This window comes from Bradyrhizobium sp. USDA 4369 (assembly GCF_054056435.1).
The window spans coordinates 5,375,407-5,399,043 of the sequence record NZ_JBSRYH010000001.1 but is presented as its reverse complement, the minus strand read 5'-3'; the positions used below and the strand labels follow the sequence as shown (position 1 = coordinate 5,399,043).

The following is a 23,637-nucleotide window of genomic DNA, read 5'->3' as shown; positions in this document are numbered from 1 at the left end:
TCGCTGCGCTCGCAATGAATTGGGGAACGATCTTGGCTCCAAGCAAGACTCGTCGCTCAAGTCAGGTCGGCCTCCGCATGAGCAACAGCCTGCGCCATCACCGGCGAAGACCGCTGCTGATCGGGATCATGACGCCCGCCTACTGCTTCTTCTCGATGTTCCAGAACACCGGCGTCGCCGGACCGTCCAGCACGCCGGTCAAGGATTTGCGCCAGACGCTCGGCTGGAGATACTGGCCGAGCGGGATATAGATCACGCGCTCATAGTTCAGCTTCTGGATCTCGGCGGCGATCTTCTTCTGCTCGTCGAGCGAAGACGCGCGCGCATAGCCGTCGCGCAGCTTCTCGATCTCGGCATCCTCGGCCCAGCCGAACCAGCCGCCCTTGGTGCCCCGGCCGCCGACAGAGACATTGACGACGGGATTGGCGACGTCGGCGCCAACCCAGTTGGTGAAGAACATGTTCCAGCCGCCGTCCTTGACCGGCTTCTGGCTGGCGCGGCGCGTCACCACGGTCTGCCAGTCCGTCGCCTGCAGGTCGACCTTGAAGCCGGCCTCACGCAGCAGCTGCGCCGCCACGATCGGCTGCGGCTTCAGCGCACCGACATCGCCTGGCGCCATGATCGCGATCGGCGTGCCGTCATAGCCGGATTCGGCCAGCGCCTTCTTGGCCTCGGCCATGCCGTTGCCCTTGATCAGCGTCTCCGCACCGACATCGGTCTCCAGCGGCGTGCCGCAGACGAACACCGCGCCGCAGATCTTCTGATATTTGGCATTGCCGACCAGCGCGTCGAGCACGTCCTTCTGGTTCAGCGCCAGGAACGCCGCGCGGCGCACCTTCACATTGTCGAACGGCGGATTGAGGAAGTTCATCCGTCCCAATGTCTGAAAGCCGAACTTGTTCAGTACATCGATCTTCAAATCCGGGTTCGCTTCCAGCACGGGCAGAAGATCATAGGGCGGCGCCTCCATAAGATCGATATCGCCCGACTGCAGCGCGTTCACAGCGGTCTGCGCATCGGCCATGGTGATCCATTCGACGCGGTCGACCTTCACCACCTTGCCGCCGGAGGTCCAGCTCGCCGGCTCCTTGCGCGGCACATAGTCGATGTTCTTCTCGTAGACCGCCTTCACGCCCGGCTGAAATTCCGCCTTGACGAATTTGAACGGGCCGGAGCCGATCTGCTCCGGAATCTGCTGGCCCTGCGGCGTCTCGGCGAGGCGCTTCGGCATCATGAACGGCACCAGCGACGACGGCTTGCCGATCGACTCCAGCACCAGGCCATAAGGCTCCTTCAGCTTCAGCACGATGGTCTTGGCGTCCGCAGCTTCCAGGCTCGCGGTGAAGTCCATCAGCTTCTGGCCCATGCCGTCATTGCGGCCCCAGCGCTTCAGCGAGGCGACGCAATCTTCCGCCGTCACCGGCGTGCCGTCATGCCATTTCAAGCCATCGCGCAGGGTGAAGGTGTAGGTCAGCTTGTCGTCCGAGACCTTCCAGTCCGCCATCTGTGGCTGGATCTTGAAGTTCGAATCGGTGGCGAGCAGCGTGTCATAGACCATGTAGCCATGGTCGCGGGTGATGTAGGCAGTGGTGAAGCCGGGATCGATCACCCGCAGGTCGGAATGCATCACGGCGGCGATGGTTGTCTTGCCGGCGGCAAGCGCCTGCGGCGCAAGGCAGGGTGATAGCAGGACGGCGGACGCAACAAGCCAGGATGCGAGCACGGAATGAGCCCGGCGCGGATGAGGTGACATGCGATCTCTCTTGACGTGACGGGGTGAACGACTGCCTCGGAACTAAGCGAGACACGGCGATCCGCCGAGCGTCGCGGCCGCGTTCTGCGATCCTCGGCTCAGCGTTCATTCCGCGGTCGAAGAGTTGCAACAGTTCTGGTGCCCGTCAATCGGCTTTGCTGGCGCAGGCCGCACGGCCAGCGCCCCCGCCGCTCCCGCAAGATGGGCATTGGTACAGACATGCCATTTGAACGAGCGCCATGCGGGGCGGCGGCCCCGTCGTCGGCCTACCCCAGGCGACCTGCGGGTCTCCCCGTACCATCCGGACCGATGCGCTGGCTCCGTTGTCATTGCAAGCGCAGCGCGCGCTGCAATGTGGACGGCCTCAGCGGAGGAGTTCTGCGGTGCGTCGCTGCGTTCGCAATGGTGCAGGCCATCTTGCGATTGCAGCGAGGGGCGCGCATCGCAGCCGCGTTGTCTACTCTCACAGTCCCCGAAAACAAATGCGGCGGAGTTGCCTCCGCCGCAGGGTCGTATGCTGATGGCAGAGCCGTGGTGGCGCCCTACTCGCTCTTGTCGATGTTCCAGAAGATCGGCGTCGCCGGACCGTCCAGCACGCCGGTCAGCGATTTGCGCCAGCCGCTCGGCAGAAGATACTGGCCGAGCGGGATGTAGATCACGCGCTCATAGTTCAGCTTCTGGATCTCGGCGGCGATCTTCTTCTGCTCGTCCGGCGAAGACGCGCGCGCATAGTCGTCGCGCAGCTTCTCGATCTCGGCATCCTCGGCCCAGCCGAACCAGCCGCCCTTGGTGCCGCGACCACCGACCGACACGTTCACAACGGGATTGGCGACGTCGGCGCCGACCCAATTGGTGAAGAACATGTTCCAGCCGCCTTCCTTGACGGGCTTCTGGCTGGCGCGGCGCGTCACCACGGTCTGCCAGTCCGTCGCCTGCAGGTCGACCTTGAAGCCGGCCTCACGCAGCAGCTGCGCGGCCACGATCGGCTGCGCCTTCAACGTCGTGACGTCGCCGGGCGCCATGATCGCGATCGGGGTGCCGTCATAGCCGGATTCGGCCAGCGCCTTCTTGGCCTCGGCCATGCCGTTGCCCTTGATCAGCGTCTCCGCACCGACATCGGTCTCCAGCGGCGTGCCGCAGACGAACACCGCGCCGCAGATCTTCTGATATTTGGCATTGCCGACCAGCGCGTCGAGCACGTCCTTCTGGTTCAGCGCCAGGAACGCCGCGCGGCGCACCTTCACATTGTCGAACGGCGGATTGAGGAAGTTCATCCGTCCCAGCGTCTGGTAGCCGAACTTGTTCAGCACATCGATCTTCAGATCCGGGTTCGCTTCCAGCACCGGCATCATGTCGTAGGGAAGGTTCTCCATGAAGTCGATGTCGCCCGACTGCAGCGCGTTCACTGCGGTCTGCGCATCCGGCATCGTGATCCATTCGACGCGGTCGACCTTCACCACCTTGCCGCCGGAGGTCCAGCTCGCCGGCTCCTTGCGCGGCACATAGTCGGTGTTCTTCTCGTAGACCGCCTTCACGCCCGGCTGAAATTCCGCCTTGACGAATTTGAACGGGCCGGAGCCGATCTGCTCCGGAATCTGCTGGCCCTGCGGCGTCTCGGCGAGGCGCTTCGGCATCATGAACGGCACCATGGAGGACGGCTTGCCGATCGACTCCAGCACCAGGCCATAAGGCTCCTTCAGCTTCAGCACGATGGTCTTGGCGTCCGCAGCTTCCAGGCTCGCGGTGAAGTCCATCAGCTTCTGGCCCATGCCGTCATTGCGGCCCCAGCGCTTCAGCGAGGCGACGCAATCTTCCGCCGTCACCGGCGTGCCGTCATGCCATTTCAAGCCATCGCGCAGGGTGAAGGTGTAGGTCAGCTTGTCGTCCGAGACCTTCCAGTCCGCCATCTGTGGCTGGATCTTGAAGTTCGAATCGACCGCCAGCAACGTGTCGTAGACCATGTAGCCATGATCGCGGGTGATATAGGCGGTGGTGAAGCCGGGATCGATCACGCGCAGGTCGGAATGCATCACCGCCGTGATGGTCTTCTTGGCGGCGGCAAGCGCCTGGGTGCTCAGCGCCGTGGACAGCGAAAGCACGGAAACGGCCAGGCTCGTGGCGAGCGTAAGACCTTTCCAGCGCGGGATGTGGAACATTACGGAGTCTCCTGACGGGGATATTTTGATGCCAAACTGATCAGAGCCAGATCATTCGTTGAGCGGAGCGGTCAATCCTTGTGCGAACTAACAGACGCAAGCCGCTGAGATTCAACACTTGCACTGGCTGCCCTGCACGTCAATCCGCATTCGCTGCATGGCAACAATGGCCGGCAACGCCGTTAACGACTGCATAGCTTTCGCTTTACAAAGCTCGCGCGACTCCATCTCGTGTGAGCCGATCGTGACCAAACCTTGAAGAGACCAAGATGAATCCAGCCAATCTCCCGTTCGATACCGAGGCCATGCTGCAGGGTTTGCGCGGCTGGGTGGAGTGCGAAAGTCCGACCTGGGATGCGGCCGCCGTCGAACGGATGCTCGACCTCGCCGCGCGCGACATGGCGATCATGGGTGCGACGATCGAACGCATCGCCGGACGCCAGGGATTCGCCGGCTGCGTCCGCGCCCGCTTCCCGCATCCGAACCAGGGGCAGCCGGGCATCCTGATCGCCGGCCACATGGACACGGTTCACCCCGTCGGCACCCTCGCCAAGCTGTCCTTTCGCCGCGAGGGCAACAAATGCTACGGTCCCGGCATCTGCGACATGAAGGGCGGCAACTACCTCACGCTGGAGGCCATCCGCCAGCTGATCAAGGCGTCGGTGACGACGCCGCTGCCGATCACGGTGCTGTTCACGCCCGACGAAGAGGTCGGCACGCCGTCGACGCGGGACATCGTCGAGGCCGAGGCGCAGCGCAACAAATACGTCCTGGTGCCCGAGCCCGGCCGCCCCGACAATGGCGTGGTAACCGGCCGCTATGCGATTGCACGATTCAATCTCGAAGCGGTCGGCCGGCCGAGCCACGCCGGCGCCCGGCTCGGCGCCGGCCGTTCCGCCATCCGGGAAATGGCCCGCCAGATCCTCGCGATCGACGCCATGACCGGCGAGGACTGCACCTTCTCGGTCGGCATCGTGCATGGCGGCCAATGGGTCAATTGCGTCGCCACCACCTGCACCGGCGAGGCGCTGAGCATGGCGAAACGACAGGCCGATCTCGATCGCGGCGTCGAACGCATGCTGGCGCTGTCCGGCACCCATGACGATGTCAGCTTCACGGTCACCCGCGGCGTCACACGTCCGGTATGGGAGCCGGATTCCGGAACCACGGCGCTGTATGAACACGCGCGCGGCATCGCCGAGCAGCTCGGCCTGTCACTGCCGCATGGCTCGGCGGGCGGCGGCTCGGACGGCAATTTCACCGGCGCGTTGGGCATCCCGACGCTTGACGGCCTGGGCGTGCGCGGCGCCGACATGCACACGCTCAACGAGCACATCGAGGTCAACAGCCTTGCCGAGCGCGGCCGCCTGATGGCCGGCCTGCTCGCTACGCTCGCCTAGATGGTGACGAGATCATGACGCCGGACGCGCCGCATCAGCCCTGCAGCTGTGCATGGATGAGGCGGCGCGCTCATCCTCTCGCCAACGCTGATTTACGCGCGGCCGCCCACGCGGCCATGCCAAACGGCACCACGCAACTCCGGGCGCTGCTGCGCAGCAGTTTAGTTTCATTTTACGGGACGGCGACAGCGCCGGTGGACATTCCCGCGTCGGCGCGCAAGTAATGGCATGGGCCTTGCAAAGTTTGCGCGAGCTCCTTCGCACATGCGATGAAGCGCTATGATCGCGAGATGTCGCATCCGTCGGCCGGACAGCGGAGACCTTGAAAGCGATGGACATCAGTGACATGCAGACTCGGTCGCGCAATCTGCCTTCCCCAGGGATCATGAACACGGTTCTCTCACGATGATCGGTTATCTGCTTCGCCGCATTCTCGCATCCATCCCGGTGATGGGCGTGGTGGCGCTGTTCGTCTTTCTGCTGCTGCGCCTGACACCCGGCGATCCCGCAGCGATTCTCGCCGGCGACAATGCAACGCCCGAGCAGCTCGAGCGCATCCGCACCACGCTCGGCCTGAACGAGCCGCTCTACGTCCAGTTCCTCACCTGGATCAATCAGCTGCTGCATGGCGATCTCGGCGTGTCGCTGATCTCCAAGGTGCCGGTGCTGCAGATGATTGGCCAGCGCGTCGAGCCGTCGATCTCGGTTGCGATCTCGACCATCATCCTGTCGATCCTGGTCGCGGTCCCGCTCGGCGTCATCGCCGCATGGAAGCACGGCACCTGGATCGACCGCTTCGTGATGGGCCTGTCGGTGCTCGGATTCTCGGTGCCGGTCTTCGTGATCGGCTACATCCTGATCCAGATGTTTGCGATCAATCTGCGCTGGGTCCCGGTCCAGGGCTTCCGCAGCATCACGGTCGGCTTCGGCCCGTTCTTCGAGCGCATCATCCTGCCGACCTGCGCGCTGTCCTTCATCTACGTCGCGCTGATCGCACGCATGACGCGCGCCGCGATGCTCGACGTGCTTGGCGAGGATTTCGTGCGCACCGCGCGCGCCAAGGGCGTCAGCGAGGTCGCCGTGCTGCTGCGCCACGCGCTGCGCAACGCCGCGGTGCCCGTCATCACCGTGATCGGCTCCGGCTTCGCGCTGCTGATCTCCGGCGTCGTCGTCACCGAGAGCGTGTTCAATCTGCCGGGCATCGGCCGGCTCACGGTCGATGCCGTGCTGGCGCGCGACTATCCGGTCATTCAGGGCATGATCCTGCTGACCTCCTTCATCTATCTCGCGGTCAATCTGCTGATCGACCTTGCATACACGCTGCTCGACCCCCGCATCCGCTACTGAGGCCTTGTTCCGATGGCAATCGTCACCACTCCTGAGCCGTCGATTCCGGTCACCACGCGACTGGGGCCCAAATTCGGCTTTCTCACCTCGACCCCGATCATCGCCGTGGCCACGGTCTGCCTGTCGCTGATCGTGCTGGTCTCGATCCTGGCACCGCTGCTGGCGCCCCATGATCCGGTGCTGCTGGCGCCGGCGCAGCGGCTGAAGCCGTCGAGCGCGCAATACCTGCTCGGCACCGACGCCTATGGCCGCGACCTGTTGTCGCGCACCATCTATGGCGGCCGCATCTCGCTCCTGGTCGGCGTCGGCGCCGCCGTCATCTCGATCGCGATCGGGCTGGTGATCGGCCTCGTCTCCGGCTTCTTCCGCTGGGTCGACGCCATCATGATGCGGGTGATGGACGGCCTGATGGCGATCCCGAGCATCCTGCTCGCGATCGCCGTGGTGTCGCTGTCGGGCGCCAGCGTCGCCACCGTGATGATCGCGATCACCATCGTCGAGATTCCGCGCGTCGCGCGCCTGGTCCGCTCGGTCGTGCTGACCGCGCGCGAGGAGCCCTATGTCGAAGCGGCGATCTCATTGGGCACCTCGATGCCCAAGATCATGTGGCGGCATCTGATGCCGAACACGATCGCGCCGCTGATCGTCCAGGGCACCTATATCTGCGCCGCCGCGATCCTGACCGAGGCGATCCTGTCGTTCCTCGGCGCCGGCATCAGCCCGGAAACGCCGACCTGGGGCAACATCATGGCCGAGGGCCGCTCCTACTTCCAGATCAAGCCGTCGCTGATCTTCTGGCCGGGCCTGCTGCTGTCGATCGCCATTCTCTCGATCAATCTGATCGGCGACGCCGCTCGCGACGCACTCGACCCGCGCATGAAGCAGCGCGAGGCGAAATGACCATCTCACTTTTCGTCGTTGCGAGCGAAGCGACGCAATCCAGGGCCGCGCCTGGGACTCTGGATTGCGTCGTCGCTTCGCTCCTCGCAATGACTGCGGAGATTTAGCAAGATGACCGACACCATCCTCGACATCGACAATCTCGTCGTCACCGTCGGCAAGACGAAGAACCCGAATGGGCCGCGCATCATCGACGGCGTGTCGATCAAGGTCGCCAAGGGCGAGACGCTGTGCGTCGTCGGCGAGAGCGGCTCGGGCAAGTCCGTGACCTCGCTGACCACGATGGGCCTGTTGCCGAAGAACGCGCTGCATGCCGTCGGCGGCAGCGTCAAGCTGGTCGGCGAGGAACTGCTCACCGCCAGCGATCGCCGGCTGCGCGAACTGCGCGCCACACGGATGGCGATGATCTTCCAGGAGCCGATGACCGCGCTCAATCCGGTCGTTCCGGTCGGCCGCCAGATCGACGAGGTGTTGCGCGCGCATACGTCGCTCGACACAAGGGCGCGCCGCAAGCGCATCCTCGACATGATGGAGCAGGTCCACCTGCCCGACGTCGAGCGCATCTTCGCCTCCTACCCGCACCGCCTGTCCGGCGGCCAGCGCCAGCGCATCATGATCGCGATGGCTTTGGTGCTGGAGCCGAAGCTCCTGATCGCCGACGAGCCGACCACTGCCCTCGACGTCACCACGCAGAAGCAGATCCTCTCGCTGATCCGCGAACTGCAGCGCGATCACGGCACGGCGGTGCTGTTCATCACCCACGACATGGGCGTCGTCGCCGAGATCGCCGATCGCGTATCCGTCATGCGCCAGGGCCGACTGGTCGAGACCGGCCCGCTCGACAGGATCCTGCGCAGCCCGGAAATGGACTACACGCGCAACCTGCTCGCCGCGGTGCCGAGCCTGATCCCGCGGCCGCCGCGGCCCGAGACGAGCGAGCCGGTGGTGCTGGAGACCAACGAGCTCGGCAAGGTCTATCGCGAGCGCTCGTTCATCGGCAAAGCGCGCGAGGTCGTCGCCGCGCAGAACGTCACCCTCACCTTGCGCAAGGGCCGAACGCTCGGCATCGTCGGCGAGAGCGGCTCCGGCAAGTCGACGGTGGCGCGCTGCATCGTGCGCCTGATCGATCCGACTTCGGGTGGCGTCCGCCTGGCGGGCAACGAGATCTCGATCCTGACGCGCCGGCTGCTGCAGCCGCACCGCAAGCGCATCCAGATCGTGTTCCAGGATCCCTACCGCTCGCTCAACCCGCGGCTGACGGTCGGCGAGAGCATCGCCGAGGGCCCGGTCAATTACGGCACCCCGCACGACAAGGCGATGGCGCGGGCGCGCGAGCTGCTCGAGCTGGTCGGCCTGCCCGCGGACGCGATCTCGCGCTACCCGCACCAGTTCTCCGGCGGCCAGCGCCAGCGCATCGCGATCGCTCGCGCGCTCGCGCTCGATCCGGACGTGCTGGTGGCCGACGAAGCGGTCTCCGCGCTCGACGTCTCGGTGCAGGCACAGGTGCTGGAGCTGCTCGACGAGATCCAGCGCCGGCTCGGCATCGCGATCCTGTTCATCACCCACGATCTGCGCGTCGCCGCCCAGATCTGCGACGACGTCGTGGTGATGCAGAAGGGCCGCATCGTCGAACAGGGTCCGGCCGGCGAGATCTTGACCCATCCGAAGGAAGCCTACACCAGGTCCCTGCTCGAAGCCGCACCCGGCCGCCACTGGGATTTCGCCAACTTCCGTCCGGTATCGGAGGCCGTGGCGTAGCAGCGGCAGACACTGCTGTCATTCCGGGGCGTGCGCAGCACGAGCCCGGAATCCCTACGCTCGGACGGATGCGGTGGCCTCCGCTGGTCTATACGCGTGCCTCCCAACACCGGCCTGTGGTTATGGATTCCGGGCTCATCGCGACGCGATGCCCCGGAATGACAGGCGGAGAAAGTCTACCGTCTCAGCACGCGCGTCGGGCGCTGCCGCCGCATGCAAAACGGCATCGCTCCTTCGCTTGCCTGCGCCGCGAGCGACGGTCTAACGTCACGCCCAAATCAACGGCCTGAGGTTAAGGGATGGCGCGCGTCGCGATTGGCGGCTTCCTGCACGAGACCAATACATTTGCACCGACCAAGGCTGATTACGACGCCTTCATGCATGGCGGCGGCCGTGCCTCGATCGACGATGCAGCCAGCGTGCTCACGACCATGCGCGGCATCAATGCCGGCCAGGCCGGTTTCATCGCGGTCGCGGACGCCAATGGCTGGGACATCGTTCCCACCATCGCCTGCGCGGCCAGCCCCTCGGCGCATGTCACCGAGGAGGCGTTCGAGCGCATCACCGCAACGATGGTCGACCGCATCAAGGCCGCCGGCCCGCTCGACGGCGTCTATCTCGATTTGCACGGCGCCATGGTGAGCGAGCATCTCGATGATGGCGAGGGCGAAATCCTCGCCCGCGTGCGCCGGGTGATCGGTCCCGACGTGCCGGCTGGTCGCGAGCCTCGATCTGCACGCCAATGTCACGCCCGAGATGATGGCGCAGGCCGATGCGCTGATCGCCTATCGCAAATATCCGCACACCGACATGTCCGACACCGGCCGCGCCTGCGCCGAGCACCTCGCACTGCTGCTGCGGGCGCGCGCACCGCTGGCGAAGGCTTTCCGGCAACTGCCCTTCCTGATCCCGATCAGCTGGCAGTGCACCAACGACCAGCCGACCAAGGGCATCTATGAGAAGCTCGCGGCGCTGCAGAGCGATGTGGTGCCGACGCTGTCCTTCGCCCCGGGCTTTCCCGCCGCCGACTTTGCCCATTGCGGCCCCAGCGTGTTCGCCTATGGCCTGACACAGGCGGACGCGGACTCGGCGGCGGATGCGATCGCGGCGATCGTCACCGGCCACGAGAATGATTTCGACGGCCGCATCTACACCCCGGATGAGGGCGTGCGCCATGCGATGATGCTGGCCAAGACAGCGCGCCGCCCGATCGTGATCGCCGACACCCAGGACAATCCCGGCGCCGGCGGCGATTCCGATACGACGGGCATGCTGCGCGCACTGGTGCGCAACCGCGCCAGCCGCGCCGCGATCGGCATGATCTATGATCCGCAAGCGGCGCTGGCTGCGCATGCCGCCGGCGAAGGCGCGACGGTGACGCTGTCGCTCGGCGGCAAGAGCGGCATTCCCGGCGATGCGCCGTTCGAGGAGAGCTTCATCGTCGAGGCCATCTCCGACGGCCGCTTCATCGCGCCCGGTCCCTTCTATGGCGGCCGCAAGATGGAGATGGGCCCGTCGGCCGCTTTGCGCATCGGCGATGTCAGGGTTGTCGTAGCCTCGCACAAGTCGCAGCTCGCGGACCAGGAGATGTACCGCTTCGTCGGCATCGAGCCGACCGAACAGGCGATCCTCGTCAACAAGAGTTCGGTGCATTTCCGCGCCGATTTCGAACCGATCGCGGAAGCCCTGCTGATCTGCGCCGCGCCCGGCGCGATGCCCGCCGACCCCTCCACTTTGCCCTGGACCCACTTGCGTCCGGGCATCCGCCTCAGGCCGAACGGCCCGGCGTTCAAAGCTTAAACCTTTCCAAGGGAAACACACATCATGCCCACCATCGACCGCATCCAGGCCTACGCTGACGAGCTCACCGCCATCCGCCGCGACCTGCACGCCCATCCCGAGATCGGCTTCGAGGAGACGCGGACCTCCGGCATCGTTGCCGAGAAGCTGTCGCAATGGGGCATCGAGGTGCATCGCGGCCTCGGCGGCACCGGCGTGATCGGCGTGCTCAAGGGCAAGGGCGACAGCAGCAAGCGCATCGGCCTGCGCGCCGACATGGACGCGCTGCCGATGGAGGAGAACACCAACCTGCCCTGGCGTTCGACCATCCCCGGCCGCTTCCACGGCTGCGGCCATGACGGCCACACCACGATGCTGCTCGGCACCGCGCGCTATCTCGCCGAGACCCGCAATTTCGACGGCACGGTGCATTTCATCTTCCAGCCGGCCGAGGAAGGCCTCGGCGGCGCGCGCGCGATGATCAAGGACGGCCTGTTCCAGAAATTCCCCTGCGACGAGCTCTACGGCCTGCACAATGCGCCTGATCTTGCGCATGGCGAGATCGCCATCCTGCCCGGCCCCGCAATGGCCGGCGCCGACTTCTTCGACATCAAGATCTCCGGCTATGGCGCCCATGGCGCGATGCCCGAACGTTCCAAGGACGCGGTGGTGATCGCCACCAGCGTCGCGCAGGCGATCCAGACCATCGTGAGCCGCAATGTCGAGCCGCTGCAGGCCGCCGTCGTCTCGATCACCCAGATCCATGCCGGCTCGGCCTACAACGTCATTCCGGGCGATGCCTGGCTGTGCGGGACGGTGCGTGCGTTCTCCGATAGCGTGCGCGCACTGGTGCGCGAGCGCATGCGCGCGATCTGCGCCGGCATGGCCGCGGCCTTCAACTGCGAGATCGACGTCGACATCCGCGACACGTTCAGCGTCCTGGTGAACCAGGAGGAGCAGTCCAAGGTCGTCGAGGAGGTCGCACGCACCGTGGTCGAACCGTCCAAGGTGCTGACGCGCTCGACGCCGAAGATGGGCAGCGAGGATTTCGCCGACATGCTGCAGACGATCCCGGGCGCCTATTTCTGGGTCGGCCATGACGGCTCGGTGCCGGTGCATAATCCCGGCTACGTGCTCGACGACAAGATCCTGCCGATCGGCGCCAGCATGTTCGCCCGCATCATCGAAACCCGTATGCCGGCAGCTTAGCTTGATCTGACATGCGTCAATGAGCGGGTGTCGATCTCATACGAAGTTCGGTAACGGAGTCTCAGCATGCACAAGCCCGCCTCGGACGATGTCACCTCGCTGCACGACCTTTCCGCCGTCGATCTGATCGCCGGCTACCGCGCGCGCCAGTTCTCACCGTCCGAGGTGATGGACGATGTGCTGGCGCATGTCGCGGCCTGGGAGCCGCACATCAAGGCGCTGTACCTGCTCGACGTCGACGCCGCGCGCGCCGCCGCCAAACTCTCGACCGAGCGCTGGGCCAATGACGAGCCGACGGGCGTGCTCGACGGCGTGCCGGCGACAGTGAAGGACAACATCGCCACCAAAGGCCAGCCGATGCCGCTCGGCGCGGCAAGCGTCACGCGCACGCCGCTCGCGGCCGACGCGCCGCCGGCGGCGCGGCTGCGCGAGGCCGGCGCGATCATCTTCGCCAAGACGACGATGCCCGATTACGGCATGCTGTCGTCGGGTCTGTCGAGTTTCCATCCGCTGACGCGCAATCCGTGGGATCTCCGGATGAACCCTGGCGGCTCCAGCGCCGGCGCGGGCGCGGCCGCCGCGGCGGGCTATGGCCCGCTGCATGTCGGCACCGATATCGGCGGCTCGATCCGGCTGCCGGCGTCGTGGTGCGGCCTGGTCGGGCTGAAACCGAGCTTCGGACGGGTGCCGCTCGATCCGCCCTATGTCGGTCGCGTCGCCGGCCCGATGACCCGCATCGTCGATGACGCCGCGCTGATGATGAGCGTGCTGGCGAAGCCGGACCGCCGCGACGGCACCAGCCTGCCGCCATCCGACCTGCACTGGAAGATCGCGGAGAAGCCGGTGCGCAAGCTGCGCATCGGCCTGATGCTCGATCTCGGCGGCGTCGGCCAAGCGCTGGAAGAGCCGGTGCGGGCCACAACGCTCGCCGCGGCAAAGGCCTTCGCGGACGCCGGCGCCGTGGTCAGCGAGGTCAAGGGCTTCCTGACGCGGGAGATGCTCGACGGCCTCGACAATTTCTGGCGCGCGCGGCTGTGGGACGACCTGGCCCGGCTCGCCCCCGAGGTCCGCGCCAAGACCCTGCCCTACATCCTGCAATGGGCCGAGCGCGGCGCGACACTGTCCGGCGTCGAGGTGATCAGGGGCTTCAACGTGACGATGGTGCTGCGCGCGGCGGCGGCCAGATTGTTCACCGAATACGACTACATCATCTCGCCAGTCTCGCCCGGCGTGAAGTTTCCGGCCGAGTTCGCGTCCCCCGTCAACGATCCGCAGGCGCCGTTCGAACACATCACCTACACCGTGCCGTGGAACATGTCGGAGAACCCGGCGATCTCGCTCAATGCCGGTTACGACGCCGACGGCTTCCCGATCGGCCTCCAGATCGTCGGCCGCCGCTTCGACGATGTCGGCGTGCTGGGGTTGGCGAAGACGTTCGAAGGATTGCGCGGCGAGCAGCTTCCGTGGCCTGTGCCGCCGGCGCAGTAGCCCGGATGAGCGCAGCGACATACGGGTTCACCGACGCAGCCCGTGAGACGCCGCCTGTCGCGACGCTCATGCGGGCACCAGGCTTTTTGTCTGAGAGGGAGATGTTTCCACGCGTCATCGCGAGCGCAGCGAAGCAATCCAGGACGGGGAGAGAGCATGGGGCGTCGCTCGCATAAGTACAGGATAGCACCGTTCTTTTCGGTGCGTCTTGCGTGCAGCGGATGGGCACACCGTCGCGCGCCGTTCCATGCTACGGAATGATTTCGCAGGACCTTGCCGTGGCGTAACGCTGAACTATTGTATTCATGTCGCGGGTCTTGGTTGCGTCGTCATTCCGGGGCGTGCGAAGCACGAGCCCGGAATCCATACTCACGATCGTGATTATGGATTCCGGGCTCACGCCCCACGGGCGTGCCCCGGAATGACAGCGGCATTTCTGGCTCGCCTAACTAAGAACAACAACGGATCAGGAAACCCCCATGGCCTACCAGACCATCCTCTATGACGTCGCCGACAAGATCCTCACCATCACGCTGAACCGCCCAGAGAAGCTCAACGCCTTCACCGCGACGATGCAGCAGGAGCTGATCGACGCATTCGATCGCGCCGACAAGGACGACGACATCAGGGCGGTCATAGTCACCGGATCGGGTCGCGCGTTCTGCGCGGGCGCCGACCTCTCCTCCGGCGCCGACACGTTCGATCGCGATGCCAAGCGGGGGCCGGTGAAGCGCCATGCCGATGGCCGCGTCGACTACTCCGATCCGCAGGTGCGCGACGGCGGCGGCCAGGTGACGCTGCGGATCTTCAAATCGCTCAAGCCGGTCATCGCCGCAGTCAACGGCCCGGCCGTCGGCATCGGCGTCACGATGCAGCTCGCGATGGACATCCGCATTGCGTCGGACGCGGCGCGGTTCGGCTTCGTGTTCTCCCAGCGCGGCATCGTGCCGGAAGCCGCGTCGAGCTGGTTCCTGCCGCGCATCGTCGGCATCTCGCAGGCGCTGGAATGGTGCTACACCGGCCGCGTCTTTCCGGCGCAAGAGGCGCTCGCCGGCCGTCTCGTCAGCAAGGTCGTGCCACCGGACGAGTTGTTGCCGACTGCGCGTGCCCTGGCGCGCGAGATCGCCGAAAAGACCGCGCCGGTGTCGATCGCACTGATCCGCCAGATGATGTGGCGCATGATGGGCGCCGACGATCCGATGGAGGCGCACAAGATCGACAGCCGCGGCATCTACGCGCGCGGCCGCTCCGATGACGTCAAGGAAGGCGTGGTGTCATTCCTGGAGAAGCGCCCGGCCCAGTTCAAGAACACCGTCACCGCCGACATGCCCGACTATTTTCCATGGTGGGACGAACGGGAGTACAAATAGTCGCTGACCGTCATTGCGAGGAGCGGCGCAGCTTGTAGCCCGGATGAGCGCAGCGACATCCGGGTTCATCGACGCAGCTCGTGAGCCCTCGCATGTCGTTACGCTCATGCGGGCTACACGCTGTCATTGCGAGGAGCACTTGCGGCGAAGCAATCAAGACTCTTTCCGAAGCCCCTGGATTGCTTCGCGCTCGCAATGACGGCACCAAACAGGAGCTGTCGTCCCGGACAAGAGCGCAGCACGAGCGCGCCGTGCCTCAATCCATCACCAGCGCCACCCGGCCGATCGCCTTGCGATCGATCAGCAGCCGCATCGCGCGCGCATAGTCCTCGAACGGCACGCGATGTGAGACATTGGGACGCAGTCTGCCCTGCTCTGCCCAGGCGAGCAGCGCGGCCATGCGGCGCTCGCCGAGCGCGGGATCCTGGCGCACGGCCTCGCCCGCGCGGACGCCGAGCACGCTGGCGCCCTTCATCAGGATCAGATTGGTGCGGGCGAGCCCGATGCCGCCGGTGAAGCCGATCACCAGCATCCGCGCGCCCCAGGCGATGCAGCGGACGCTGTTCTCGAACACCTCGCCGCCGACTGGATCGAACACGACGTCGACGCCGCGGCCGTCGGTGATGCGCTTGACGGCATCGCGAAACGGCTCGCGCGCATACAGCACCAGATGATCGGCGCCGCGCGCGCGGGCGACCGCGAGCTTCTCCTCGGACGACGCAGCAGCGATCACCGTCGCGCCGAGGAGCTTGCCGAGCTCCACGGCAGCGAGCCCGACGCCGCCGCCGGCGCCGTGCACCAGCAGCATCTCGCCGGGCCTGAGCTGGCCGCGATCGACCAGCGCATGATGCGCGGTGCCGTGGCCGGCGAGATAGGTCGCGCCTTCGGCGTAGTCGAAGGTCGAGGGCAGCGGAGTGAGCTGGCTCGCGGCCACCACCGCCTCCTCGGCATAGGCGCCGAAGCGCATGCGCACGATGACGCGGTCGCCGGCCGCGTAACCGCTGACGCCGGCGCCCAGCTCGATCACTTCGCCAGCCGCCTCCACACCAGGCGTGAACGGCAGCTCGGGCTTGAGCTGATACCCACCTGCGGCCATCAAAATGTCCGGAAAGTTGATGCCGGCGGCGCGGATCTTCACCCGCACCTTTCCTTCCCGTAGTGGGCGCTGCGGCAGCTCTTCGAACCGCAACGACTCCGGCGGCCCGAGCTCGCGACAGACGATCGCCCGCGGCATCAGGCGGTCCGCCGCTTCGCCAGCGCCTCGCGGATCAGCGGCAGCCGGTCATTGCCGAAATACATGTCGATCACATCGACGAAGATGGTTGGCGAACCGAAGCCGCCGCGCTTCACCACCTCCTCGGTGTTGATGCGCAACTGGTCCTTGATGCCCTGCTGGGCGATGCCGTCGAAGAACGCCTTCGGATCGATGCCGACGCGCCGGCACACCTCGGTCAGCACCGCATCCTGCGAAATGTCCTGGTCCTCGCCCCAGTAGATCTCGAACACGGTCTGCGCGAACGGCACCATGTCCTGCCCCAGCCAGATGCAGCCGCGCATCGCCTTAACGCTGTTCACCGGGAACACCGATGGCGGCATCTTGATTTTGAGCCCGGCCGAGCGCGCCCAGTCGCCGAGGTCCTTCAGCATGTAGGCCGCCTTGGCCGGCACCGGCTTTTCGCGCTGGGCGTAGACGCTGGGATTAACCGTGTTGAAGATGCCGCCGACCAGAATCGGCCGCCAGACGATGTCGACGCCGAATTCTTTCGCGAGCGGCTGGATGTTGTGGAAGGCGAGATAGGTCCAGGGGCTGGAGCAGTCGAAGAAGAATTCGATCATGTGTGTTTCCTCAAGGTCTTGATGAGTCCGTCATTGCAGGCGCAGCGCGGTCATTGAGATCATTCTTGTGGCCCCTGGATTGCTTCGCTGCGTTCGCAATGACGGCGGAGAGAGTTGGCGTGAACGGTTATCTCCGTCATTGCGAGGAGCGGAGCGACGAAGCAATCCAGGGGCTGCAACGCACAGTCTGGATGGCTTGGCGCCACACCGCTCGCGCTTTTGCGAAGCCGCTCACGACCTCCCCATCATCTCCTTCGCCTGTCCGCCGAACATGACGTGACGCGACTGCTCATTGAACGGCTCTTTGACGAACTTGCCGATCGCAAGCCCGGCCTGCAGCTTCGGCCGGGCCCGCAAGGTCGCGTACCAGCGCTTGATGTTGGAGAAGTCGTCGAGCGTGAACCCCTGCGCCTTGTGCGTCATCATCCAGGGAAAGCAGGCGATGTCGGCGATCGAGTAGTCGTCTCCTGCGACATAAGCGCCGGTCCTGCCGAGCTGCACATCGAGCACGTGGAACAAACGCGCGACCTCGTCACGATAGCGCTGGATCGCGTAAGGGATCTTCTCCGCGGCGTAGAGCGCGAAATGTCCATGCTGGCCCATCATCGGCCCCAGCCCAGCCATCTGCCACATCACCCATTGGATCACGCGCGAGCGCGCCCGCATCTCCTGCGGCAGGAATGTCCCGGTCTTGTCGGCGAGGTAGATCAGGATCGCGCCGGTCTCGAACACCGAGAAGGGTGCCCCGCCATCAGCCGGCGCATGATCGACGATCGCGGGAATGCGGTTGTTCGGGCTGACGGCCAGGAAATCCGGCTTGAACTGGTCGCCGGCGCGGATGTCGACCGGAGTGACGGTGTAAGGCAGCCCGAGCTCCTCGAGCATGATCGAGATCTTCCAGCCGTTCGGCGTCGGCGCATAATAGAGGTCGATCATGCTTCCACGTTTCCCTGTCCCCTTGTCCTGCCCGGACGGTTATGCCGCGCCGCGGAACGCAAGCGGCGGCTTCGTTCTTCTGTACCTGAAGGGTAAGCCATGGCAGACAGGCGCTCAAGCCTGACTGCCCCCTCAGCCGGAGAGTCCGACCATGCTGTTTCCATCGACCATTGCGGGATCGCTGCCGAAGCCGGAATGGCTCGCCGAGCCGAACGTGCTGTGGGCCCCGTGGAAGGCGAAGGGCGAAGAGCTGGCCCGCGCCAAGCGCGATGCCACCATCCTGGCGCTGAAGCTGCAGGAGGATTCCGGCATCGACATCCTCACCGAAGGCGAGCAGTCGCGGCAGCATTTCGTGCACGGCTTCCTCGAGCGCGTCGAAGGCATCGATTTCGCCCACAAGGTCGAGATGGGCATCCGCAAGGACCGCTACAAGGCGATGGTGCCGCAAGTGGTGGCGCCGCTGTCGCTGAAGGGCCGCGTCCATGGCGACGAGGCGCGGATCACGCGCACGCATACGACGCGCGCCGTGAAGTTCACCCTGCCCGGCCCAATGACGATCATCGACACCATCGCTGACAACTATTATGGCGACCGTGTCAAGATGGCGTTCGCCTTCGCCGAGCTGTTGAACCAGGAGGCCAAGGCGCTGCACAACGACGGCATCGACATTATCCAGTTCGACGAGCCCGCCTTCAACGTCTACATGGACGAGGTGCGCGACTGGGGCATCAAGGCGCTGGAGCGCGCCGCCGAAGGCCTGACCTGCCCGACCGCGGTCCACATCTGCTACGGCTATGGCATCAAGGCCAACACCGACTGGAAAGAGACTCTGGGCAGCGAGTGGCGGCAGTATGAGGAGACCTTCCCGGTCATCGACGCCAGTTCGATCCAGCAGGTCGCGGTCGAATGCCGCAATTCGAAGGTGCCGATCGAGCTGCTCGGCCTGTTGAAGACCAAGATCGTACAGGCCGGCGTCATCGACGTCGCCAGCGATGAGATCGAGACCGCCGAGGACGTCTGCAAGACTCTCGAGGAGGTCATGAAAGTGGTGCCGAAGGAGAACATCATCGCCACCACCAATTGCGGCATGGCCCCGATGCGGCGCGAGGTCGCCGAAGCCAAGCTGATGGCGCTCGGCACCGGCGCGAAGCTGGCGCGGCAAAGGTTTGCCTGATCGGCTGTGAGCGGCAAACGCAAGCGCTCGGCCCGCCAGCACCCGCTGCCCACTCCTCACCCATGACGTGCGGCGAATTGCAGCACGCCATTGCAGCAGGTCTTGGCTGCACAGCCCAAATTGTCTCACACGAATCGCTGCACGGATGCGCAGCGTGCGAGGTGCGATCTCGCAAGACCCCGTAACTCAACGGATGAAGTCACGCGCGCGACATCGAGCGTCCTCACCAACGGTGGCTCCTGTGCATCCTTCCGTTCATTGAGAAGCTCGGACCCAGCACGAAGCGCGTCCGTCGTGCTGGCAAATTTGCCGCGATTAGTAACTTGATACCCAGCGTACAGTTTTGGAGACGCGCTGTGTCTCCGCTGCGCTTGACAATTGATGTACTGGCATTTCATTTCATTGCTACTGTTAGATGTAGTCGCAGCGAAGCCCGCTGCGCGAAACAGCTTCTGATTTCACTTGCCTTCATTGTTGGGGATGGGGATGGCTTGCTTTGCGAGAACGGTCTTTGCTGTGCCGAATTCAAAGCCGCGGCGCTGGCTCGCACTATCCTTCCTCCTTGCAGGCACGTTCCTAAGCACACAGGCCATGGCGATTGACGTCGCCAACCAGGCCGACTGGAATACGGCGGTGGCGGCAGTCGCAGCCGCTGGCGCCAATTCGACCGTGACGATCAACATCACCAGTGGATTCACGTTGTCGAGCTCGCTTGCGCAGTTGCAGGCCGCCAACAGCAACGTCACGGTGAACATCACCGGTAACGGCCAGACGATCAATGGCGCCTCCTCGTTTCAGGGCATCGTCGTCAACGGCACGAACGCCCCGACCGTCAACATCTCGAGCCTCGCGATCACCAACACGGCCGCCATCGGCGGCAATGGCACCAACGGTCAGGCCGGCTACTACAGCGCCGGTCTGGCCTACGGCTCGGGCGGCGGCGGTGGCGGCGGTCTCGGCGCCGGCGGCGGATTGTTCGTCGGCAGCGGCGCCAACGTCACGCTGGCATCGGTGACCTTCACCGGCACCACGGCGACGGGCGGCACCGGTGGCACCGGCGGCAGCGCGCAGAACACCGCGGCTGATCCGGTCAATGGCGGCAATGGCGGCACCGGCGGTGCTGCCAACAATGGCGGTGCCAGCGGCGGCGGCGGCTCCGGCGGCACCGGCGGACATGCCGGCGGACAGGGCACCGCCGGCACGGCGGGTGCATCGTTCGGCGACGGCGGTGGCGGCGGCGGCGGCTCCGGCACGACCAGCAGCACCTCCTACACGACCAACAACCCCGGCGGCGCCGGCAATGCCAATGGCGGCACCGGCGGCTCCGGTGGCGACGGCGTCACCAACAACAACGGCAGCCAGGGGCCTGGCTCGGATGGCGGCTTCGGCGGCGCCGGTGGCGCCGCCAATGGCGGCGCGATCTACGTTGCCACCGGCGGCACGCTGACCATCCTCGATTCGGGCATCTCGGGCGCCGCCGTCGTCGGCGGCGCCGGCGGCAGCTCCGGCATCGGCGCGGGCCCGAGCTCGTTCAACGGCACGGCGGGCGCGACGGGCACGGCTGCTGGCGCGGCGCTGTTTCTCGGCGGCGTCACCGCCAATATCGGCGTGTCCAGCGGCAACGTCACCTACGCCAACAGCATCGGCGGCACCGGCTTCACCACCGGCGGCGTCAACACTGCGCTCAACAAGACCGGCATCGGCACGCTGACGCTGTCCGGCACCAACACCTTCACCGGCAACCTCAATATCACGGCCGGCACGCTCTCGATCGCCGCCACCTCCAATCTCGGCAACGTCGCCAACGACGTGATCATGTCGGATGGCACAACGCTGGCCATCACCGGCACGACGACGCTGGCCAACGGCCGCGACTTCAAGATCACCGGCCTGTCGACGCTCGACATTGCCAGCGCCACCACGACTACCTTGCAGGGCATCGTCGCGAACGGCGCCTCGGCCGGCACCCTGGTCAAGACCGGCGGCGGCATCCTGGTGCTCGCCGGCACGAACACCTACACCGGCGCGACCCACGTCAATGGCGGCACGCTGCGCGCAGGCACGGCCAACGCATTCGGCGCCAGCACGGACTTCAGCGTGCTGTCCGGCGGCACGCTGGATCTCAACGGCTTCAACAAGACATTCGGGACGCTGAGCGGCGACGGCGCCGTGACCGGCGCCAATGTGACGATCGCCGGCACGTTCACGCCCGGCAATGGCAACCCGGCCTCGTCCATGGCAATCACCGGAAACCTCGCATTCCAGTCGGGGGCGATCTATCTGGTGCAGCTCAACCCGACTACCGCCTCACTTGCCCAGGTCACCGGCACCGCCAATCTTACCGGCGCCGCGGTCACTGCGAACTACGCCAACGGCACCTACATCTCCAAGAAGTATACCATTCTCACCGCGACCGGCGGCGTCAGCGGCACCTTCAGCGGCGTGACCAACACCAACCTGCCGGCGGGCTTCTCCTCAACGCTGAGCTATGACAGCAACAATGCGTTCATCGACCTCACGATGAACACGGCGTCGGGCAGCATCAACCAGCAGAACGTCAGCAACGCGCTCACCAACTATTTCAACAGGAACGGCAGCATTCCGGTCGTATTCACCGGCTTGACACCGACGGGGCTGACACAGATTTCGGGCGAGACCTCGACCGGCTCGCAGCAGACGACCTTCACTGCGATGACGCAGTTCATGGGCATCATGACCGATCCGTTCGTCGGCGGCCGCGGCGACCAGGGCTCTGCGCCCTCGGGCGCAATCGGCTATGCCGAGGAAACGCTCGCTTATGCGACCAAGCGCAATCCGAACGACGCCCTGGCGGCGATCTATACCAAGGCGCCGGCCGCGCCGGTGGCAAGGTCGAGCTGGAGCGTGTGGGCGGCCGGCTTCGGCGGCTCGCAGAGCACCGACGGCAACACCGCGCTCGGCTCCAACAACACGACCAGCAACATCTACGGCACGGCCGTCGGCGCCGACTATCGCTTCTCGCCTTTCACGATCGCCGGCTTTTCGCTGGCCGGCGGCGGCACCACGTTCAGCGTCGCCAATGGCGGCAGCGGGCGGTCCGACCTGTTCCAGGCCGGCGCCTTCGTCAGGCACACGATCGGCGCAGGCTATGTTTCAGGGGCACTGGCCTATGGTTGGCAGAACGTCACCACCAACCGCACGGTGACGGTGGCCGGCGTCGATCAGCTGCGAGCCAATTTCGATGCCAACACCTTCGCCGGCCGGCTCGAAGGCGGTTATCGCTTCATCTCGCCATGGATGGGTTTCGGCATCACGCCCTATGCCGCCGCGCAGTTCACCACCTTCAACCTGCCGGGCTATGCCGAGAGCGCGGTCGCCGGCGCCAACACTTTCGCGCTCCGTTTCGGATCACAGAGCTTGACCGATACGAGGTCGGAGCTGGGTGTTCGCACCGACAAGGCCTATGCGCTGACGGACGGCGTGTTCACGCTGCGCAGCCGCTTCGCCTGGGCCTATGACTTCAATCCCGGCCGTTCGGTCGGAGCCACGTTCCAGACCCTCCCCGGCGCGTCCTTCGTCGTCAACGGCGCGCGGCAGGCGCAGAACTCGGCGTTGACGACCGTCGCCGCGGAAATGAGGTGGAGAAACGGCTGGTCAGCCGCAGCAAGCTTCGAAGGCGAGTTCTCGGACGTGACCCGCAGCTACGCCGGCAAGGGCGTCGTGCGCTATAGCTGGTGAGGCGCAGGCGCGACAGTCGTCGTCCGTGGCCCCTCTCGTAGCCCGCATGAGCGACAGCCGGCGCGCGGCACACGCGGCGGCGATAGCGACATGCGGGGTCTCACGCGCTGTCTGGGAGAACCCGGATGTCGCGGCCGCCTTCGCCCTGCGGGCGCAGGCCTCCGCGCATCCGGGCTACGCGTTCGCGCTCGGGTGGAGGACGGGGCGATAGCCCGCCTGCAGGGCGCGCAGCGTGGACGGAGGCGTCAGCAAGCGCGCGGCCGCAGCGTCGTCGCGAGGTTCGCCGTAGCCATAGAAGGACCAGGGCCGGTAGAGGCCCGCGACGATCAGCAGACACGCCTCGCCGGCCTGCACCATGGTGCCGTCTGGCAGATTCGCCGCCGGCACCGTCAGCGCATGCAGTCGCTTTCGGCCATGGTCGAGCCGCTCGCGATGCAGGACGGTATCGATCTCGGAAGCGCGCACACCGCTGACGCCGTTGCCCTCCTCCCATGCCGCACGAAACCGGTTGGCGTCGTCGCGGCGGCAATAGAAGCATGGCCGATGTCCGCCGGCCAGGGCTGTGGCCTCGTCGAGGAAGAACAGTTCGGTCCAGCTCTGCGTGGCCATCACCTCGCGGCGGCGGCCGCGGAAGTCGCACAGGCAGACCAGCCATGCTCGGCTCGACCAGCGCTTCCGCAACAACGTCCTCGTCGCGGGATCATGGATGATGCCGCGATTGCCGGTAAACAAGCCGCGGTGCGGGGTGGCGACAATCTCGCCTGTCGGCGTGACGCGGTTCTGCAGAGGCATCGCGATGCCTTCGGCTGGCGAG

Annotated in this window: 15 protein-coding genes and 1 pseudogene; 10 read left to right on the top strand and 6 right to left on the bottom strand. The window is 65.7% G+C overall.

Annotation, left to right across the window (positions count from 1 at the left end; translation table 11 throughout):
- Positions 1-139: 139 nt before the first annotated feature.
- Entirely contained in the window at positions 140-1,753 is a 1,614-nt protein-coding gene (locus tag ACVIJ6_RS24430; protein ID WP_456774786.1) for an ABC transporter substrate-binding protein, read from the bottom strand.
- A gap of 542 nt (positions 1,754-2,295) precedes the next feature.
- Positions 2,296-3,909: an ABC transporter substrate-binding protein gene (locus tag ACVIJ6_RS24425; RefSeq protein WP_456774785.1), complete on the bottom strand. Its 1,614-nt coding sequence runs from the start codon at positions 3,907-3,909 to the stop codon at positions 2,296-2,298.
- Between the two features lie 269 nt (positions 3,910-4,178).
- On the opposite strand from ACVIJ6_RS24425, the gene ACVIJ6_RS24420 reads away from it, so the two are divergent.
- The 8 genes and pseudogenes from ACVIJ6_RS24420 to ACVIJ6_RS24385 all read left to right on the top strand — a co-directional run bounded on the left by ACVIJ6_RS24420 (position 4,179) and on the right by ACVIJ6_RS24385 (position 15,160).
- Positions 4,179-5,309 carry a M20/M25/M40 family metallo-hydrolase gene (locus ACVIJ6_RS24420; RefSeq protein WP_456774784.1) on the top strand — a complete coding sequence of 377 codons (1,131 nt, stop codon included), beginning with the start codon at positions 4,179-4,181 and terminating at the stop codon, positions 5,307-5,309.
- A gap of 405 nt (positions 5,310-5,714) precedes the next feature.
- Positions 5,715-6,656 (top strand): ABC transporter permease, encoded by a 942-nt coding sequence (locus ACVIJ6_RS24415; RefSeq protein ID WP_456774783.1) that lies wholly within the window; start codon positions 5,715-5,717, stop codon positions 6,654-6,656.
- Between the two features lie 12 nt (positions 6,657-6,668).
- The gene (locus ACVIJ6_RS24410; RefSeq protein WP_456774782.1) at positions 6,669-7,556 is read left to right on the top strand and encodes an ABC transporter permease; all 888 of its coding nucleotides are present in this window, start codon (positions 6,669-6,671) and stop codon (positions 7,554-7,556) included.
- 111 nt (positions 7,557-7,667) lie between these two features.
- Entirely contained in the window at positions 7,668-9,314 is a 1,647-nt protein-coding gene (locus ACVIJ6_RS24405) for an ABC transporter ATP-binding protein (protein WP_456774781.1), read from the top strand.
- A 299-nt stretch (positions 9,315-9,613) separates the two neighbouring features.
- Positions 9,614-11,114: pseudogene (locus ACVIJ6_RS24400) on the top strand (M81 family metallopeptidase).
- Between the two features lie 24 nt (positions 11,115-11,138).
- Positions 11,139-12,302: a M20 aminoacylase family protein gene (locus tag ACVIJ6_RS24395; protein WP_456774780.1), complete on the top strand. Its 1,164-nt coding sequence runs from the start codon at positions 11,139-11,141 to the stop codon at positions 12,300-12,302.
- 66 nt (positions 12,303-12,368) lie between these two features.
- On the top strand, positions 12,369-13,790 hold the full coding sequence (locus ACVIJ6_RS24390) for an amidase (RefSeq protein ID WP_456774779.1): 1,422 nt from the start codon (positions 12,369-12,371) through the stop codon (positions 13,788-13,790).
- Positions 13,791-14,269: 479 nt separating this feature from the next.
- Positions 14,270-15,160: a crotonase/enoyl-CoA hydratase family protein gene (locus ACVIJ6_RS24385; protein WP_456774778.1), complete on the top strand. Its 891-nt coding sequence runs from the start codon at positions 14,270-14,272 to the stop codon at positions 15,158-15,160.
- Between the two features lie 256 nt (positions 15,161-15,416).
- On the opposite strand, the gene ACVIJ6_RS24380 is transcribed toward ACVIJ6_RS24385, so the two are convergent.
- The 3 genes from ACVIJ6_RS24380 to ACVIJ6_RS24370 all read right to left on the bottom strand — a co-directional run bounded on the left by ACVIJ6_RS24380 (position 15,417) and on the right by ACVIJ6_RS24370 (position 17,932).
- Positions 15,417-16,394 carry an NADPH:quinone oxidoreductase family protein gene (locus ACVIJ6_RS24380; RefSeq protein ID WP_456774777.1) on the bottom strand — a complete coding sequence of 326 codons (978 nt, stop codon included), beginning with the start codon at positions 16,392-16,394 and terminating at the stop codon, positions 15,417-15,419.
- Positions 16,394-16,996, bottom strand: a complete 603-nt coding sequence (locus tag ACVIJ6_RS24375) for a DsbA family protein (RefSeq protein WP_456774776.1) — start codon at positions 16,994-16,996, stop codon at positions 16,394-16,396. Before ACVIJ6_RS24375 ends, ACVIJ6_RS24380 begins: the two co-directional genes overlap by 1 nt.
- Positions 16,997-17,227: 231 nt before the next feature.
- A complete protein-coding gene (locus ACVIJ6_RS24370) occupies positions 17,228-17,932 on the bottom strand; it encodes a glutathione binding-like protein (RefSeq protein ID WP_456774775.1) in 705 nt (234 codons plus the stop codon).
- 151 nt (positions 17,933-18,083) lie between these two features.
- Between ACVIJ6_RS24370 and ACVIJ6_RS24365 the strand changes: the two genes are divergently transcribed.
- Positions 18,084-19,106: a methionine synthase gene (locus ACVIJ6_RS24365; protein WP_456774774.1), complete on the top strand. Its 1,023-nt coding sequence runs from the start codon at positions 18,084-18,086 to the stop codon at positions 19,104-19,106.
- 486 nt (positions 19,107-19,592) lie between these two features.
- A complete protein-coding gene (locus ACVIJ6_RS24360) occupies positions 19,593-22,823 on the top strand; it encodes an autotransporter domain-containing protein (protein WP_456774773.1) in 3,231 nt (1,076 codons plus the stop codon).
- Positions 22,824-22,997: 174 nt separating this feature from the next.
- Here ACVIJ6_RS24360 and ACVIJ6_RS24355 read toward each other — a convergent pair whose 3' ends face one another.
- Positions 22,998-23,615 carry a hypothetical protein gene (locus tag ACVIJ6_RS24355; protein WP_456774772.1) on the bottom strand — a complete coding sequence of 206 codons (618 nt, stop codon included), beginning with the start codon at positions 23,613-23,615 and terminating at the stop codon, positions 22,998-23,000.
- Positions 23,616-23,637: the final 22 nt, after the last annotated feature.